At 40.4% G+C, this 17268-nt stretch carries 16 protein-coding genes and 1 pseudogene; 8 read left to right on the plus strand and 9 right to left on the minus strand.

Annotation, left to right across the window (positions count from 1 at the left end; all coding sequences use genetic code 11):
* The first annotated feature begins 61 nt into the window (after positions 1-61).
* Positions 62-1036: a transposase gene (locus NDQ71_RS01445; protein ID WP_301562127.1), complete on the plus strand. Its 975-nt coding sequence runs from the start codon at positions 62-64 to the stop codon at positions 1034-1036.
* Between the two features lie 206 nt (positions 1037-1242).
* On the opposite strand, the pseudogene NDQ71_RS01450 reads toward NDQ71_RS01445, so the two are convergent.
* From NDQ71_RS01450 to NDQ71_RS01460, 3 genes and pseudogenes are all read right to left on the minus strand, one after another.
* Positions 1243-1626, minus strand: a pseudogene (locus NDQ71_RS01450) (transposase); the annotation flags it as partial.
* Between the two features lie 280 nt (positions 1627-1906).
* On the minus strand, positions 1907-2887 hold the full coding sequence (locus tag NDQ71_RS01455; protein WP_301562641.1) for a 2-hydroxyacid dehydrogenase: 981 nt from the start codon (positions 2885-2887) through the stop codon (positions 1907-1909).
* A complete protein-coding gene (locus NDQ71_RS01460) occupies positions 2853-3374 on the minus strand; it encodes a glutathione peroxidase (RefSeq protein WP_064666015.1) in 522 nt (173 codons plus the stop codon). The genes NDQ71_RS01455 and NDQ71_RS01460 overlap by 35 nt, the downstream gene beginning before the upstream one ends.
* Before the next feature lie 122 nt (positions 3375-3496).
* On the opposite strand from NDQ71_RS01460, the gene NDQ71_RS01465 reads away from it, so the two are divergent.
* Positions 3497-4378 carry an NAD(P)-dependent oxidoreductase gene (locus NDQ71_RS01465; RefSeq protein ID WP_192543128.1) on the plus strand — a complete coding sequence of 294 codons (882 nt, stop codon included), beginning with the start codon at positions 3497-3499 and terminating at the stop codon, positions 4376-4378.
* Positions 4379-4446: 68 nt separating this feature from the next.
* Here the strand turns inward: NDQ71_RS01465 and sbcB are convergent, their stop codons facing one another.
* Positions 4447-5892 carry an exodeoxyribonuclease I gene (sbcB, locus tag NDQ71_RS01470; protein ID WP_301562128.1) on the minus strand — a complete coding sequence of 482 codons (1446 nt, stop codon included), beginning with the start codon at positions 5890-5892 and terminating at the stop codon, positions 4447-4449.
* Positions 5893-6337: 445 nt separating this feature from the next.
* On the opposite strand from sbcB, the gene NDQ71_RS01475 reads away from it, so the two are divergent.
* Together NDQ71_RS01475 and NDQ71_RS01480 are read left to right on the plus strand one after the other, a co-directional pair.
* Positions 6338-6511 (plus strand): hypothetical protein, encoded by a 174-nt coding sequence (locus NDQ71_RS01475; protein ID WP_283710848.1) that lies wholly within the window; start codon positions 6338-6340, stop codon positions 6509-6511.
* A 2-nt stretch (positions 6512-6513) separates the two neighbouring features.
* Positions 6514-6687 carry a hypothetical protein gene (locus NDQ71_RS01480; protein WP_283710847.1) on the plus strand — a complete coding sequence of 58 codons (174 nt, stop codon included), beginning with the start codon at positions 6514-6516 and terminating at the stop codon, positions 6685-6687.
* Positions 6688-7394: 707 nt separating this feature from the next.
* Here NDQ71_RS01480 and NDQ71_RS01485 read toward each other — a convergent pair.
* The 3 genes from NDQ71_RS01485 to NDQ71_RS01495 form a co-directional block, all read right to left on the minus strand.
* Entirely contained in the window at positions 7395-7991 is a 597-nt protein-coding gene (locus NDQ71_RS01485) for a LysE family translocator (RefSeq protein WP_064666018.1), read from the minus strand.
* 81 nt (positions 7992-8072) lie between these two features.
* Positions 8073-9290 carry an IS4 family transposase gene (locus NDQ71_RS01490; RefSeq protein ID WP_301562642.1) on the minus strand — a complete coding sequence of 406 codons (1218 nt, stop codon included), beginning with the start codon at positions 9288-9290 and terminating at the stop codon, positions 8073-8075.
* Between the two features lie 49 nt (positions 9291-9339).
* Positions 9340-10167, minus strand: a complete 828-nt coding sequence (locus tag NDQ71_RS01495) for an AraC family transcriptional regulator (protein ID WP_192540663.1) — start codon at positions 10165-10167, stop codon at positions 9340-9342.
* Between the two features lie 300 nt (positions 10168-10467).
* Between NDQ71_RS01495 and NDQ71_RS01500 the strand changes: the two genes are divergently transcribed.
* Positions 10468-10875, plus strand: coding sequence for a hypothetical protein (locus NDQ71_RS01500; protein ID WP_064666020.1), 408 nt, complete (start codon positions 10468-10470; stop codon positions 10873-10875).
* Positions 10876-11032: 157 nt separating this feature from the next.
* Here the strand turns inward: NDQ71_RS01500 and metG are convergent, their stop codons facing one another.
* The gene (gene metG, locus NDQ71_RS01505) at positions 11033-13057 is read right to left on the minus strand and encodes a methionine--tRNA ligase (RefSeq protein ID WP_301562129.1); all 2025 of its coding nucleotides are present in this window, start codon (positions 13055-13057) and stop codon (positions 11033-11035) included.
* A gap of 176 nt (positions 13058-13233) precedes the next feature.
* Between metG and apbC the strand changes: the two genes are divergently transcribed.
* From apbC to NDQ71_RS01520, 3 genes are all read left to right on the plus strand, one after another.
* Entirely contained in the window at positions 13234-14310 is a 1077-nt protein-coding gene (apbC, locus tag NDQ71_RS01510) for an iron-sulfur cluster carrier protein ApbC (protein ID WP_301562130.1), read from the plus strand.
* 3 nt (positions 14311-14313) lie between these two features.
* Positions 14314-14901: a dCTP deaminase gene (dcd, locus tag NDQ71_RS01515; protein WP_064666023.1), complete on the plus strand. Its 588-nt coding sequence runs from the start codon at positions 14314-14316 to the stop codon at positions 14899-14901.
* 269 nt (positions 14902-15170) lie between these two features.
* Positions 15171-16040 (plus strand): hypothetical protein, encoded by an 870-nt coding sequence (locus tag NDQ71_RS01520; protein ID WP_301562131.1) that lies wholly within the window; start codon positions 15171-15173, stop codon positions 16038-16040.
* On the opposite strand, the gene NDQ71_RS01525 is transcribed toward NDQ71_RS01520, so the two are convergent.
* Positions 16014-17150 (minus strand): ISAs1 family transposase, encoded by a 1137-nt coding sequence (locus tag NDQ71_RS01525; RefSeq protein ID WP_024602346.1) that lies wholly within the window; start codon positions 17148-17150, stop codon positions 16014-16016. The two genes, NDQ71_RS01520 and NDQ71_RS01525, sit on opposite strands and share 27 nt — an antisense overlap.
* Positions 17151-17268: the final 118 nt, after the last annotated feature.

The raw sequence follows: 17268 nt of genomic DNA on the forward strand, positions 1-17268 counted from the left end.
TTTGTATTTCCCCAATTTTTTACTAGCTTTAATTTAGTATGAAAAACAAATAGGGTGATCCATGGCAATTGCAAGAAAGCGTCAAGTAAGTTTGGTTGATACAAAGTATTATCATTGTATTTCTCGCTGTGTACGCCGTGCTTTTTTATGCGGTGAAGACAGTTTTACAGGTCAATCCTATGAGCACCGCAGGGGCTGGGTAGAAGATAAACTACTCGCCTTGGCTAAGGTATTTTGCATTGATGTGTGTGCGTATGCAGTGATGAGCAATCATACACATTTAGTGTTGTATGTTGATGATAAAAAAGCAAATAGGCTTAACGACAAAGCCATTATTCTACGCTGGCATAAGCTGTGTAAAGGCACGTTATTGACGAAAAAGTATTTGCAAGGTGAAAAATTAAGTAAATCAGAGCTCATCTTTTTTAATCAAACGGTTGAGCAATATCGAGAGCGGTTATCCAGTATTAGCTGGTTTATGCGGTTGTTAAATGAAGATATTGCCCGCAGAGCCAATAAAGAAGATAACTGCACAGGCCGATTCTGGGAAGGTCGCTTTAAATCACAAGCTCTATTAGATGAAGCCGCACTTGCAGCCTGTATGGCCTATGTTGATTTAAACCCAATAAGAGCAAAAATAGCCAACACGCCAGAAGAATCAATCCATACCAGTGTGCAAAAACGAATTGAAAGTGCAACCACAGGTAAGCAACCTAAAAAGCTATTACGTTTTGCAGGGATGCCAAGCCAAAGAATGCCAAAAGGACTCCCGTTTGAGCTTAAATCGTATCTTGAACTTGTTGAATTAACGGGCCGTGTAATGCGAGAAGATAAGCGAGGATACATTGAAAACACATCCCTTCCTTTATTAGAGCGAGTCAATATTAGCCCAGAGAACTGGTTAAAACTCACAACGCAATTTACCCGCGTGTTCCATGGCGCTGTTGGAAGACCTTCGTCACATGAAAGCTATTGTGATAATTTAGGAAGGAAACGAAGAGCGAATATGAGTAACTGTGAAAAGTTACTTGCATGAGAATCAAACTACTCAGTAAAAATTTAAAACTGCATCATGCAGTTATTGTCATGGATGTAATTTAGGTTTAATAGTGACAATGACCCATTTAATGGATGAGGTGAAAGTAACCAAGTAGCAAAAGATATATTTTAGCCTAAAAGAGTAAATTTAGTGACACAGTTTTGCTTGTTCAATAAGAGTGGCTGTCTGCGCTAGTTGTCGCCATACCACTCATGAAAAGCATTCACGATATCGCGTGTGCTCATTCCTTGGGCATACAGCCATAAAATTTTATTATCCATTGAGGTGAATCGAGATTGATGCTTTTTAACAAGCTGCGGCTCAAAAGAGCCTTCACGGTCGCGGGGCGTATCAAGCTCAAACTCACCGTCTTCTGTCTTGATACGCTTACTTGTTTTACCGTTTCGGCTATTACTGCTCGTGGATTTACTGTGTTTTTGATAGCCTAAATGTTCATCCATTTCTGCATTAAGTGCGGCTTCAACGGTTATCTTTTTTAACATCTGACTAAATTGATTTAAATCGTCAGGTGTTTTAATGCTTTTAGCTGCTTCTTTTGCAAACGCTTCAAGTTCTTCTTTATTCATGTTCATCGCCTAATCCTTAAACTCTTGATAGAGTAAATTATGATAGGCATTTACACAAAATTAGTTACATCCTCAATGGTTATCGCTCATAGCAGCCAGCCAACTCTAATTATTGGTTAAAAGTGTTAAAGCTGATATAAGTTACTTCAGCTTATGCAACTTAACAGGCTTAAGCCAAACTAACTAGGTTGATTTTTTGTCTCTTGGTTTTAAACTTTTTCTAGCATCTAGCATCTAGCATCTAGCATCTAGCATCTAGCATCTAGCATCTAATCCCTCTTTATTTAACTTCATTACTCAAAGGGAGTTGATGCGCGATTTCATGGGCGTTTTGTAATGTGGTTTGGGCAATTTCGCTTAATGCTTCTTTGGTAAAAAAACCTTGGTGCCCGGTGACTAACACATTAGGAAAGCTCACTAAACGTGAAAATACATCATCTTGCATGATTTCATCGCTGCGGTTTTTAAAAAATAACTCTGATTCTTGCTCGTAAACGTCTAGCCCTAAATAACCGAGTTGCTTATTTTTTAATGCAACAATACATGCCTTACTATCAACAAGTGCGCCGCGGGAGGTATTTATAAGCATTACGCCTTTTTTCATTTTACTAAAGGCTTGCTGATCAATTAAATGATGAGTTTGCTCGTTAAGCGGGCAGTGCAATGAGATCACATCACTTTGCGCTAATAAAGTATCAAGATCGCAAAGCGTATATTCACCTTGCTCCGCGTAAGGGTCACATACTAAAACCTTAGCGCCAAAACCGTTAAGAATATTTACTAATGCTAAGCCAATTTTGCCGCAGCCGATAATACCTATGGTTTTTTTGAATAAGTTAAAGCCTAGCAAGCCATTTAAATCAAAGTTATCTTCACGAATACGGTTATACGCTTTATGGGTCTTGCGGTTTAAAGTAAGCATTAATGCCACACAGTGCTCGGCTACCGCTTCAGGGCTGTAAGCTGGGACGCGGCATACTTTAATACCATGCGCTGCTGCGGCTGTTAAATCAACGTTATTAAATCCGGCGCAGCGAAGCAAAATAGATTTTACGCCAAGTGCGGCAATTTGTTTTATGACTGCCTCATTGACTACATCATTTACAAATACGCATACAGCATCAAAATCTTGGCACAATAGTGCGCTTTGTTCATTGAGTGCTTGTTCAAAATGGGTGAGGGTAATGCCTGTGTGATTAGTTAAACAGGCATCAAAAGACGCCTGATCATACTTTTGCGAACTGAAAAGCGCTATTGTTATTTGCGTCATTAAGGGTACTCTCTATCACCATTTTTAAGGTTTCGGGTTTAGTGCGCGGTGCATAGCGCACTGATAACTGTCCCTCAGAGTTTATTAGAAACTTTGTAAAATTCCATTTTATAGCACGGTTTTGTGCAATTCCTCGGGTGTGGGTTTTTAAGTAATTAAACAATGGGTGGGCATCCGGCCCATTCACCATTACTTTACTAAACACTGGAAAGCTAACATTAAACTGTTGCTGGTAAAAGTCTTTAATATCAGCATTGTCTATTGGTTCATTATAGTCAAACTGATTACACGGAAAGGCCAATACAATAAAACCTTGGGCTTTATATTGCTGATAGAGCTTTTCAAGTGCACTTAATTGCACCGAAAAATTACATTTACTGGCGGTGTTGACGATTAAAATCGTTTTACCTTTTAACTGACTAAGAGAAAAATCCTCGCCGTTATAAAGTGGGGCGCTAAATTGATAGATGCTATCCATAATGTACCTGCTGTGAACCGTCCATGAAGAAATTTAATGAAGACTTTTTCATTCGCTTTTTTACTGTTCGGTTGAGATAATCAAAGTATCTTTTTAAGTTACCACTGAAATAGGTCAATTTTATGTCAATGAATGTTTCGTTTATCGGTTTAGGTGTTATGGGTTATCCAATGGCGGGTCACTTAGCTAATGCAGGCCATACAGTTACCGTTTATAACCGTACTACAGCTAAAGCAGAGCAATGGGTACAGCAATACTCGGGCAAAGTGGCACTTACTCCTGCGCTTGCTGCAAAAGGGGCTGATATCGTATTTATGTGTGTAGGTAACGATAACGACTTACGTTCAGTGGTTTATGGCGAAGACGGCGTACTTGCTGGTATGGCTGATGGCACAGTGTTAGTTGATCACACTACCACCTCAGCCGAAGTTGCTCGAGAAGTATCTGCAAAAGCTGCGCTTCAAAATATCGCTTTTATTGATGCACCTGTATCTGGTGGTCAAGCTGGTGCTGAAAATGGTGTACTCACTGTAATGGCAGGTGGTGATGAAGCAGTATTTGCTAAAGTACAACCTGTGATGGCTGCATTTAGTCGTTTTAGCCAATTATTAGGTGAAGTGGGCTCAGGCCAATTATGTAAAATGGTTAATCAAATTTGTATTGCGGGTGTAGTACAAGGTTTAGCAGAAGGTTTACATTTTGCTAAGCAAGCAGGCCTTGATGGCGAAAAAGTAATTGAGACCATCTCTAAAGGGGCCGCCGGCTCATGGCAAATGGAAAACCGCTACAAAACCATGTGGGCAGGTGAATACGAGTTTGGTTTTGCCGTTGATTGGATGCGTAAAGATTTAGGTATTGCCCTTGATGAAGCAAAAAACAATGGGGCTACTTTACCAATGACCGCAACGGTTGACCAGTACTACGCTGACGTACAAGCACTTGGTGGTGGTCGCTATGATACTTCAAGTTTATTGGCACGCATTGAAGCACTACATAAAAAATAAATTGTTATTAAGCGCCTTAATGTATAGTGACTAAGGCGCTTCACTCATTAAAATAAGCAGCTTACCGCTTACATACTCTGCGCGTAGTTATACAGCGCTTTTAGAATAGTCAGATTCTTTTCATTATCGTCATGCTCATGGGCGAGGTTCTCAAGGGTGATCATAAAATCTTGGGCGCTGATCGACGGTTGATCTTCGCCATGCATTAACTTGTTTTGGCAGTATTGACGCCATTGATCGAGCTCATCTTGATTAAGCGATTGTGGCCAGTTACGGGCACGATACTTAAATAATAAGTTATCAAACTTTTTATCTTCAAAATCAAGCTTCATACCCGCCAATTGCTCAGGACTGGCATCACGGATAATAGCAAACTTAGCTTTATCTGCATGGCTAGTAAAACCGTCATACAGCATGTAATCGGTATTAGTGGTTTTGCCGTAATCAGGGCTGTCGTTAAATACTTCAGTGACTTTATCGCGAAGACTTGGATTGGCTTTTAATATTGCTAAGTTCTTTAAGCATTGCTCACGATCAATCCCTAAACGGGCCGCATTCTCTGGCAATAACGTTTTTGCAGGCGCTAAAATAGGGCACTTGTTTAAATGCACCAGCTTTAACCCGACAGGTAGTTCATCATCAGCTAGCTCACTGCGTTTGGTATAAAGGCGAGTGCGCAAGTCTTCAATTGATAAATCTAGTAATACCTGTGGATCTTCGGTTAAGTTAAAACACACCACGGCATTTTTATTAGTCGGATGAAAGCTCATTGGCGCAATCCAACTGGTGCAGCCTTGGGTTGCAGGAATACGTGATGAAGTATGCACCAACGGCGTCATGTTAAATACATCGACCAATTCCGCGAGTGCTTTTTTACCCCGTAGACTAAAAAAGAAGTTATACAGTTTAGGTTGTTTTTCTTTTATAAGCTTTGCTAATGCAATAGTCGCAGTCACATCGCTTAGTGCATCATGGGCTGCTGCGTGTTCAATGCCATTGGCAACCGTTAAATGTTCTAGTTTAAAGCTTGGGCTGCCATCTTCTTTTAACGGCCATTCAATACCTTCAGGACGTAGCGCATAACAAGCACGTACCAAATCAATAATATCCCAACGGCTATTATTGTTTTTGTATTCACGTTCGTAAGGGTCGTAAAAGTTACGGTAAAAGCTATAGCGGCTTACTTCATCATCAAAGCGAATACTGTTATAACCGGCCACACAGGTATTTGGTACACTAAACTCGGCATGGATCTTGGCAATAAAATCGGCCTCAACCAAGCCTTTTTGCATTGCTACCTGGGGGGTAATACCGGTGATCAAACACGCCTCCGGATGCGGTAAATAATCAGCCACGGGCTTGCAATATTCAATGAGTGGCTCACCAATAATGTTTAAATCAAGGTCGGTACGAATACCCGCAAACTGGCTCGGCTTATCCTTTTGTGGGCTCGCCCCCCACGTTTCATAATCGTGCCAATAAATAGTTGCTTGATTTTGCTCTTGATAAGCCATTTAAAAACCCTTTAAGTTAGCTTGGCATGGTTGAAAAACTGCCAAGTTACTAAATTCATGAATTATTTAGATTATGGCATATGGGCGAGGGAGTTTATAGGTTTCGATGATGAAATGATGTTAATCATAATATTCTCAGTGAGCTTAACTGAGGTGGTACGATATTAGTCTTATAGTTTAAGCTAAGTAAGTATTGCTGGTCTTAATATTTGAAAAATACAAAACGGCCAAGTTCCTACCACATGGTGCTCGTCGGGCAATATCAACATTATTCACTGGTAATGGTGCTGCACCGTTCGTAACTTAGAAGATGCAATCAAAATAGAGCTGCAAAAGAAAGAATGATATAGACTTTGTTGACAGTAAATCGGGGGGCTTATCACTATTTAATTATAGAAACCCTAAATTTGGTACGTTGTGGTGGAAATTACCGGCAAAGTCTAAAATGCCGCAAGGACTGCATGTGTCGTTAGATGATGGAGGTTCATTAGGTAAAAATCATTTTACAATTCGACCCCTATACGACATGCCCGTAACCCAGTATTTAGATAAGTTAAATCAATTAGATTCGATGGCTGTTTCTTGTTTTATCGGTGTGCCAAATCAAAATGTAGGATAATTATGTTTTCACGATTAGAACTTAGGCTAATAAAAAGTACCCTTAAAAGTAGAATTGAAAAAGAAACAACAGAGCTTAAGCAGCTCGATGAAGATAGCGATGAATACATGGAAAAAGCTAATGACTTAATGGTGCTTGACGCATTAGTTTCTAAAATAGACAATTCGCAACATTAAATCTTAAAAGTATTACAAGCGAAGCTTTCTTTGCAAGGAACTTTGAGATAAGCGCTAGCTAGTACTTATCTCACCTCTACTTTTAATCCCCCACAACACCCTAAACAACCGCATTAACCCAAGCGTTGAAACGTTAAACCCACCATCACAAATGCAAAATACCTGGAAGCACTGTTGTAGCCCCATTGCCTGCCAGCTTTAGAGCATGTGCGGTTGTATCGCGGGCATAAAATGAAGATAAACAATCCCAAATGGTTTTATTACGGTCTTTTAATACCACCTATTGAGTTTATTTATATCGTTTGTAGGCGTTGAGCCAATACTCTAAAGTTCAGTTGTCGGCAACAAACGCGACTAATTTAATAGGAATATGATCATGAATAAGTTTAAACGATTTGCACTAAAACAATTGCACTTTTACAAAAAAGCAGTGAGTCACAATTTAGAGTATATGAGTTTACAGCATAAAAAGTGATTAACCGTTCGTATCACGCATGATTGCGGTCGCTCAGTTTATTAGACGCGACGCGAGTTGCCAGCAGCGTGGTGGTTTTTCATAATCTGATCTGCGCTGAACACTACTTTTCTCTATAGGCTTACAGTTTATAGAAAAGCCCATATTGATTAATTCAATATGGGCTTTTTGCGTTTATAGCGCAGGGAAGGGCGAGTATGCTGTAAAACCTGCTGTAACTCCTTTGCCGCTATTACTGTATAAAAATTTGCGTGATGGCTATATCTGCTGCAACTACCACAAGTAATGCGGCCATCAATAAATTTATTATTTTAAAGTAGTATGCGTTTGTCATGTGTTTACCTATGGCTCTGCCTGCAAGTGAGTAGCTCGCTGGTGCGCCGAATGCTAATAGTGCGAGAATACATGACCACAACACAATACTGCTGCCAGCAATGCCCGCTGCTGGGAATTGAATGGTGGTGATTGGCAAGGTTGCCGCTAGTGCTTTGGGGTTTAGCAGTTGCATAAATAGGCCGTTACTAAAGGTGAGCGGCTTTGTGCTGGTGGTCTGGTTGTCAAAGTTGACTGGTGTTTTAGCTACCCTCACCGCGATATAGAGAATATATAAACATCCCGCAAAACTTATAACCGGCAATATTTTTGCTGGGATCAGTGCAATTCCTACATAACCTAAAAGTAAAAATAGTAAAAGCATCGCACTTGCTACTCCGGCAAAAAAACCTAAGTGTGCAGTGGTTTTATTATTGATACCACTTTGCAGGCCGAGCAAATTTATTGGCCCAGGGGTATACATTATACCAATGGCGTAAGCGAATATTTCTAACATAGTGAGCCTTTGTAATTTAGCGCGAGATTTGTCGTTGGTATTGCTTGGGCGTCAAACCTAAGGGATCCCCAGAAATAATCACTAAGTTTCAATTACATCACTCACATCCATATTTTTCCAATCGAGTTGCACTACCACCTGTACGAAATAGGCTAGTCCTGCCAAATAATCTCGCCGTCGCAGTTTAATGGACTGTTTTTTGAAGTATCGCAGCCCAACAAATGCCCATGACACTACTCGTCTTTTTTTGGTTGAATTAGCTTGAAAAGCGCCTGTCTTTCCTGCTTTGTCTATCACTGCCCCCAGCATCATTGAGAACCAATGAGCCAGTGTGGCAAGCAGCAACAGTATGTCTAATCGATAGAGTTTGTTTGTCCTGTGCAGATCTGAGCCTAAGCCGAACCTAACACTTTTTTGATCTCGAAATCCTGCTTCTATCTGCATTCTCATACCATATAATTTGAGTACTTTTTCGAGAAAGTGGTGCCTCTTTGGAAGAGAAGAAACGAGTAGCCAAGGCTCCTTATAACCACGTTTTTTATCTCTTTTTAATAACTTATGTCCCTTGCCAACCAGCACTGCATGAGTTTGATATTTTGCACTTTTGGTCAACTCGGTCGCGCCAAGATACTGGCTCTTACGTTGATTGCTCTTGAATAGTGACTGGCATGGAACAAACTCATCGCTGCCCTGCGTTTTCAAATGTGCCGTACCTCGAACACGGCTAATATAATGCCAGCCATTGTTTCGCACGGCTTTGAGCCAAGGAACTTTAAAGCCCGCATCCGTCACAATTACGGGCCGGCAGTCACCCGGCAAAATCAGTTTGAGCATCTTTAAGAACCGTTTTTGAACTTTTGGGCAATGATACTGAAAACTGAATGCACTTTCCTGATACAGGGTCAAAGAACGACCTTCACTGGCAATGCTGGCACGCAGAATACAGTATTTGGTTTGTGTATCTGCATGACTCCAATCAACCAAAATGACGGGATGCTTTTCAGTGACCACAAAACGGCTTAAGCGAACATAAACCGATGTCGACTCACGCAAAAGCTCGTGGTTACTGAGTAGTCGATCAATACGTTTAATATCATGTTTTTCAGTTGTTTTTGAATTCAAGTTGCGGCCGATAGAAGTCAAGGTACATTGCTGACAGTGCAATAGAGATTTAACGGCAGCGACTAAACTATTAAATCTGGCTTTATGAATTGAGTTAGGGGTGACAGCGTGGAGCATATTGTGCAAAATAGTAGACGCATTCATGGTGTTTAGTTCTGTTGTTTTTAAGCGATTCATAAGATCACAAAACACCATGAATGTTCCCTCGCTTCCCACATTTTTTAATTCATTGATATATAAAGGCTAATTTTGGGGATGCTTTAGGCGTCAAACCAAAAATACGTTTGAAGTGGCGGTTTAAATGACTGTTATCGGCGAAGCCTGCATCTAATGCGACTCGCGAGGAACTCAAACCAGATTCTATGTATTTTCGAGCTTGGTTGATCCGACAGTTCAACACATATTGGTGTGGTGTGATGCCAAATTGTTGGTTAAATAGACGAATGAAATGATACTTCGACATAGTCGCGGCAGCTGCAATGTCATCAATCGATATGTCATTAGCTAAGTTTGCCATGATGTAATCTTTGGCCTTAAGTAATAGGGTGTCTTTTTTTGAGCTGATGCTGAGCGGATCAATCGCGCAACCGGTGTGCTTTATGAGCGAATGAGCAATATTAAATAGCGCAGCTTCACCATCAATACGCGTGTAATTGCCACTATGTGTCAGTTGTTTAAGGGCTAGAATTTGCTGCGCTAATACAGGGTCGTTTAATAAAGGGCATGCCACTCTTGGCGCTGCATTTTTAGTGTAGCCCAATGCGTTAAACATCGGTGTAAATTCATCTGGGTGGACGTAGAGCATCACGTATTCTAAGTGCTCAGTTACACCAGATTGTCCATCGTGTATATCATCAGGATTAAAAACAATGACGCCGCCACTTGGGCTTTTATGAAACGCTCGCTGGCAGAAAAAGTCTTGTCGACCTTGTAAGGTCACACCCAGAGAGTATTCTTCATGGGCGTGTTTTGAATAGCTAAAGTCAGTCATCTTCGCATCAAGCAGGGTAAACTGGTTTAATGTTTTATCGTTGATGTACTGAAATTGATTCATGACAGCCTTGCTTTTGTAAGTAACCTATAGCACTTAGTATATGCAGGTTAGAATTTAAAAACTTGAACAAAATTGCGCAATTTCATTTTGCTTAAGTTATATCACTTATTTTTTATTGTTTGTTTTTATTAGTGCTTTTCTTGTTTGCATTCGACTAAAGTCTATAGGTTAATTTTCTTCACCTATCGGGTTTATTTTTATCGTTTGTCGAAATTGAGCTAACACTCTAAAGTTCAGTTGTCGCCAACAAACACGACACGACTTAGGCAAATAATCAAATAGGTAAATAGGAATATAATCATGAAACTTACACTAATTAAAACCATCGCACTTGGCTCATTACTAACTTGCTCAGCAGCTGCTATGGCTGGTGGCAGTGATTATAAATTAATGGTTATTGAAACGGCTACTGCACCACAGCCAGTTGAGCAGTCGTTTAACAGTTGTGCGTTGAATGTTAAATCAAAAAACTACGAGCAAGCTGAAGCAATTTGTACTAAAGCAATTGCACTGTTAAAAGAAAGCCGTGAGTCTAAACTTAAAGTACGTGAGCTTACATCTTACGCATTAAGTAACCGTGGTGTGTCACGCATGATGGCTAAAAACGATGCTGCTGGCTTGTCTGATTTATACGAAGCGTCAAAAATGGCTGACAGCACAATGGTTTCTCATAACCTGACTCGCGCTAAAGAATACCTTTCTCTATAAGTTATTCCTGTATAGCTATAAACAGCATTACAAAGAACCCATATTGATTAGTCAGTATGGGTTTTTGCGTTTTAATTGGTTATGATTTATAGGGCAATCAAAAAAGCCGTTGTTTTAACACAACGGCTTTTTAGTGATTAACTGTTTAAACGTTAAGTTACATTACTCGCATGCCTGGCTCTGAGCCATCATCTGGATTGAGTATGTAAATTTCTTTACCGCCAGGGCCTGCTGCTAACACCATGCCTTCTGACATGCCAAAGCGCATTTTACGTGGCTTTAAGTTTGCAACCATCACCGTTAATTTGCCTTCGATGTCTTCTGGTGCGTAAGCTGATTTTATACCAGCAAACACTTGGCGTGTTTCGCCGCCTAAATCAAGAGTGAGTTTTAGTAGCTTGTCAGCACCTTCAACGTGCTCTGCTTTGGCTATTTTCGCTACCCGTAAATCTACTTTGGCAAAATCATCAAATTCGATTTCAGCGGCAATTGGCTCTTTTGCCAGTGGGCTGTTTGGGTCGATTTTGTCTTTTGCTGCTAATAAACTTTCTTTTGATTCTTCAACCATTTTGTTCACTTTATCCATTTCTACACGTTGCATTAACGGTTTAAACTTATTGATAGGGTGGCTTACCAGCGCAGTTTGCGCGCCTTGCCATGATAGCTCATCATTTAAGAAGTCTTCTACATTGGCCGCCATACCCGGTAATACTGGCTTTAAGTAAGTCATTAATACGCGGAATAAGTTAAGTCCAAGCGAACATACTTGGTGCGCTTCTTCTTGCCTTGCTTCGTCTTTAATTAATACCCAAGGTGCGGCGGTATCAATAAACTGGTTGGCTTTATCAGCCAGTGCCATGATCTCACGAATTGCACGGCTGTAGTCACGGTTTTCATAGTGTTGAGCAACAGTGTCGGTAGCTGCTTGGAATTCAGCTAATAATTGTGGCTCCATTACAGTGTCACTTAATTTACCGTCAAACTTTTTAGTAATAAAACCGGCACATCGACTGGCGATATTAACCACTTTACCAACTAAGTCTGAATTTACACGCAGTGCAAAGTCTTCAAGGTTTAGATCAAGATCGGTAATACCACTGTTAAGTTTTGCTGCGTAGTAATAACGTAAAAACTCAGGATCTAGGTTGTCTAAATAAGTGCGCGCTTTAATAAACGTGCCTTTTGATTTAGACATCTTCGCGCCGTTAACTGTGACAAAACCATGGGCGAATACATTGGTTGGTTTTCTGAATTTTGCGCCTTCAAGCATAGCAGGCCAAAATAAGCTGTGGAAATAGATGATGTCTTTACCTATGAAGTGGTAAAGCTCAGCGTCAGAGCCTTCTTGCCAAAATGCATCAAAGTCGATGTCTTGTTTGTCGCATAGGTTTTTAAAGCTGGCCATGTAACCAATTGGCGCATCTAACCATACATAAAAGTATTTACCTGGTGCGCCTGGGATTTCAAAACCAAAGTAAGGTGCGTCACGGCTGATATCCCACTGCTGCAGGCCATCGGCAAACCATTCGTCTAACTTGTTGGCCATTTCTTGTTGAATAGTACCGGAGTGCAGCCATTCTTTAAGCATGCCTTCAAACGCAGGTAAATCGAAAAAGTAATGCTCAGAATCTTTAAGTATCGGCTCAGCACCCGACATTACAGAGCGTGGGTTGATAAGCTCTGTTGGGCTGTATGTTGCACCACATGCGTCGCAGCTGTCACCATTTTGGTCTTCAGACTTACACGTAGGGCATGTACCCGTTACGAAACGATCCGGTAAGAAAATGCCTTTTTCAGGATCAAACAACTGGGAAATAGTGTGTTTTTTAATATGACCGGCATCGTTTAAGCGATTATAAATAAGCTCGCTTAGTTCTTTGTTTTCTTGGCTGTGGGTGCTGTGGTAATTATCAAATTTGATATTAAAATCAGCAAAGTCGCGTTGACGTTCAATGCTGACATTTTTTACCATTTCTTCCGGCGTGATCCCTTGCTTTTGCGCATTTAACATTATTGGTGTGCCGTGGGCATCGTCGGCGCAAACATAATATGCTTCGTGGCCTTGTAGTTTTTGAAAACGTGACCAAATATCAGTTTGAATATATTCCAATAAATGGCCTAAATGTGTTGGGCCATTGGCATAAGGTAATGCGCTGGTAATGAGGATCTTTCGCTGTGCCATAATCATTCCGAATTGACGGTTCCGGTTAGGGAACGGATGAAAATCATAATATTATCAGCAAACCTAAAGGAAACACCTTAGTGGTTAGCCGATTTTCATTAATTGACTGGTGTTAATGCCCTGAATGTTACATAATTCCGAGGCAATTTTCATCAAAGAAACACTATTTTATTGCTATGTTTGGACTGTCGAAACTATTCTCTTCTAAATCGGTGCAAAAACAACCGATTCTTACTGCTTTAGCAGGGTATCGCAGTGCCGCTTTTGCAGTTGGCATTGATGAAAAATTTATCAATGGTATTGAACCACAAAATGATAACTCACTATTGCTCAATTTAACGCTGCCATTTGCTGCACTGTCTGAAATGCCACAAGTGGCTGAGTTTGTCAGTCACAAGCTTAAACAAACCGTGGTGATCAACGCCAAGGTTGAGCTGCCTGATGCATGCAAATTCAAATCTATAAAACATATCATATTGATCGCCTCTGGCAAGGGCGGGGTTGGTAAATCAACTACAGCTGTGAATTTGGCGGGCGCACTTAGCGCAGAGGGCGGCAAAGTTGGGATTTTAGATGCGGATATTTATGGTCCCTCTATTCCAATGTTACTGGGCTTAACCGGCGCGCCTACGACACAAGATGATAAACAATTACAGCCCTTTGATGCTAATGGCATTAAAGCGCAATCAATCGGTTTTTTAGTGCCTAGTGATGACGCCACGGTCTGGCGCGGGCCAATGGCCTCGGGTGCGGTTAATCAGTTACTTAACGAAACAGCTTGGGGCGAGCTTGATTACCTGATTGTAGATATGCCGCCAGGCACAGGCGATATTCAATTAACAATGAGCCAAAAAGTGCCTGCCAGTGGCACAGTGATTGTTACCACCCCACAAGATTTAGCATTGGCTGATGCGCAAAAAGGCATTGCCATGTTTAATAAAGTTAATGTGCCGGTGTTAGGCTTGATTGAAAACATGAGCCATTTTTTATGCTCACACTGTGGTGAGCCTAATCATGTATTTGGTAAAGACGGCGCAATAAAATTAGCTCAGCGTCATGGTGTGCCTGTGTTGTCAAAAATTCCACTGGCGATTGATATTCGCGAATACTCAGAGCAAGGCAAATTAATAGCAATGGATAACCAAGCTACTGTGAGTAAAACTTATGCTGATGCTGCTCGCTTAATTGCCAGTACGCTTTACTATCAACAACCCCATCATGACTCAGTTGAGATCGTGATTACGGATGATTAACTAATGAGATTATCAGATACCCATATTAAAGAATATATTGCCCAACAACGTATTATTATTGAGCCAAGCCCAACGGATGAAATGATTTCTGGGGTAACTGTGGATTTACGCTTGGGAAATAAGTTTCGTGTATTTCAAGATCATACCGCAGCGTATGTTGATTTAAGCGGGCCTAAAGATCAGCTTAATAAAGCGATGGAATCGATAATGAGCGATGAAATCGTACTAAAAGAGGGCGATGCATTCTTTTTACACCCAGGTGAACTAGCCCTTGCAATGACTTATGAAAAAGTAACACTACCGGCTGATATTGTGGGTTGGCTTGACGGGCGTTCGTCATTAGCACGTTTAGGTTTAATGGTGCATGTAACTGCGCATAGAATTGATCCTGGCTGGTCTGGTAATATCGTATTAGAGTTCTATAACTCGGGTAAATTGCCGTTGGCGCTCAGACCAATGATGAAAATTGGTGCAATGAGTTTTGAAACTATGTCAGGACCTGCTGAAAACCCCTATAACACGCGCAAAGATGCCAAATATAAAGATCAAACCAGTGCCGTTGCAAGCCGTATCAGCGACGACAGCAATTAATTAAAATGCAGTTTTAAATAAAGGCTTACCTTAGGGTAGGCCTTTTTATTGGGTAAAAATATCCTTTGGGTTAATTACTGGCAATTTCACTTAATACTTCCATACTTTAAGTATCTTTTTGCAATGTACTATAGCTAAATTAAATTAAGGTAAAGAATTCAGCGCTTAACAGTGACTTAATATTAAGCGTTACCTACTTGCTTTTAATATCTAAGATATTCGGATTTGAAGCGCATTAGCTATATATGTTTAAAGCACATGGAGTGATAGTGGTTCAGGTAAGTGCATTCGCGCGAACAGTTTTTATAAATATTTTACTAGTACTTTTTAGTGTTGCGGCATCATCGTGTGCGATAGCTGCAAATGATACCGCTGTGACAGGCTGGATCGTACCTGCAAATTCCTCCTTTACAACGGCAAAACCGTTATTACAAAATGCAATCACTACCAAGATTAAATCTGATTTATCACATGTTCGCATAGAAGCAGAGCAAAACTATTGGTTTATTATTGATTTATCTCAGTACCGAAAGTCATCATTAAGCGTTATTTATACTGATAATGCTTACCTATCACATATTAACTTTTACGCTTTAGACGATGATTTTAGCCTGTTAAGCACAGAGCAGAATGATATTAATCCTGTAATTAATAAAGTGTTGCCTCATCAAATATATAACAATGACGGGGCGCACTGGGCTGTAGTTTCTGCTCGTCATAATGATATTTATTGGATCAATATTGGCTTGACTACACAGCAACAGTTTACTGAGTTGGTTAATACTAAACTGCGAAACTTTACATTGATTATCGGCCTGTTGCTGCTGTGTATTTCAATTGCTGGCACTGTTTATATTTTGTCTCATCAAACTACCTCACTTTATTTGCTTGCGTATTTTGGGTGTATTTTAGGCGAGTTTTTAATAGCGAAAGGGATGTTGAATTACTTTAGTTCTGAGCAGTTACCCCTTTGGTTTGCAAAGTTGCAGTTTTCATTTCAAGTATTAGCGCTGGCGGTAATAAGTTTTTGTTTTATCCATTACTTACAATCACAGACTATTTTAAAAGCACGTCAATATAAGTTAGTAGGCTATGTAAGCTTATTTACACGGCTAGCGCATTTTAATCCCAGATTCTAACAGGGTTGAGCGATAATCATCGTCTAGCCCTGCCATTTTCTTTTTTCTCGCCATACTGGCTGTTTTAGTTGTATCTTGTTTAAATAACGCCATGGCTATTTTTCTCATTACGTTAAAAACAAGGGGTCCTTGCTTCTTACGGATTCTTGATTCATCTTCCCTAAAGTTCATATCCAACATCCAATGCATACTTTCAACCTGCCAGTGGCTTCGTACCGCATTAAGTGCTTGCTCCGCACCTAACGCTAACGAACTAATATACCAACGCGTTTCTATCGTGTCTGTACCTGATGATTTATCGTGAACCTCAGCGGTTACTTGAATAACACTCTTTAAGCCAGACCATTGGTAGATTTTATCTAACCAGCTTTTATCAATAAGCAATTGCTGACAAACCCTTGTTTCAATGCGCCCATGCCCTGAGCTTATTTCGGTATGTTTATCATAGTTGCTATTGGTCAATCCTTCGCGCTCACTCTTGTGCCACCAAGCTTCTAATTCACTCTGCATACCTGAATGGTTACCTTTGAGCGCTAGGATATAATCAGCTTTTTGTTTAATTATTTGTTTCGCTATTTCTTGCTGGCAGCCCATAGCATCAAGTGTAATGATGCTATTTTCAATATCTAGCATGGTGAGTAACTCAGGTATGGCTGTGATTTCATTTGTTTTGCTATCAACGGCTGTTTGCCCTAAAACTAACTGGTGTTGGCAGCTCCATGCACTGACGGTATGTAAAGCACTTTTTCTATCTTTGGTTGTAAATGAACGACGTGCAGTTTTTCCATCCATAGCAATAATATCAGCACCCGTGGTTTCAATAAGTGAAGATATCCAAGATTGAAATGCATGCTCTATTTCATCTGATTTTAACCGACAAATGACACGGGCTATGGTGTCGTGTCTTGGAATACCCGCGTTGAAAGCGCCATATCTTTTTAACCAATCAAGTTTTAGATGCCCAAAGTCTTCAATATCCTCCCATCCTTGTGCACCGGAGATTACTGCACTAATGGCTAAAAGGAGAATATCGATAAGCTCATGCTTTTTACAGCGTTCAATGCGAGGATCGGTAATTGAATTAAAGTGTTTCAGAAAAGTAGCGCTCATATTTTACGTGACCAAGGTGATTATTATGCCTTGATCTGATCACTACATATTCTATAAGTTCAATTTATAATGATCTTGCCGTGAGCTTATTTAGTGTTATAGCTATATTAAGTTGCTT

The organism is Pseudoalteromonas sp. KG3 (assembly GCF_030436385.1).
Classification (GTDB): domain Bacteria; phylum Pseudomonadota; class Gammaproteobacteria; order Enterobacterales; family Alteromonadaceae; genus Pseudoalteromonas; species Pseudoalteromonas prydzensis.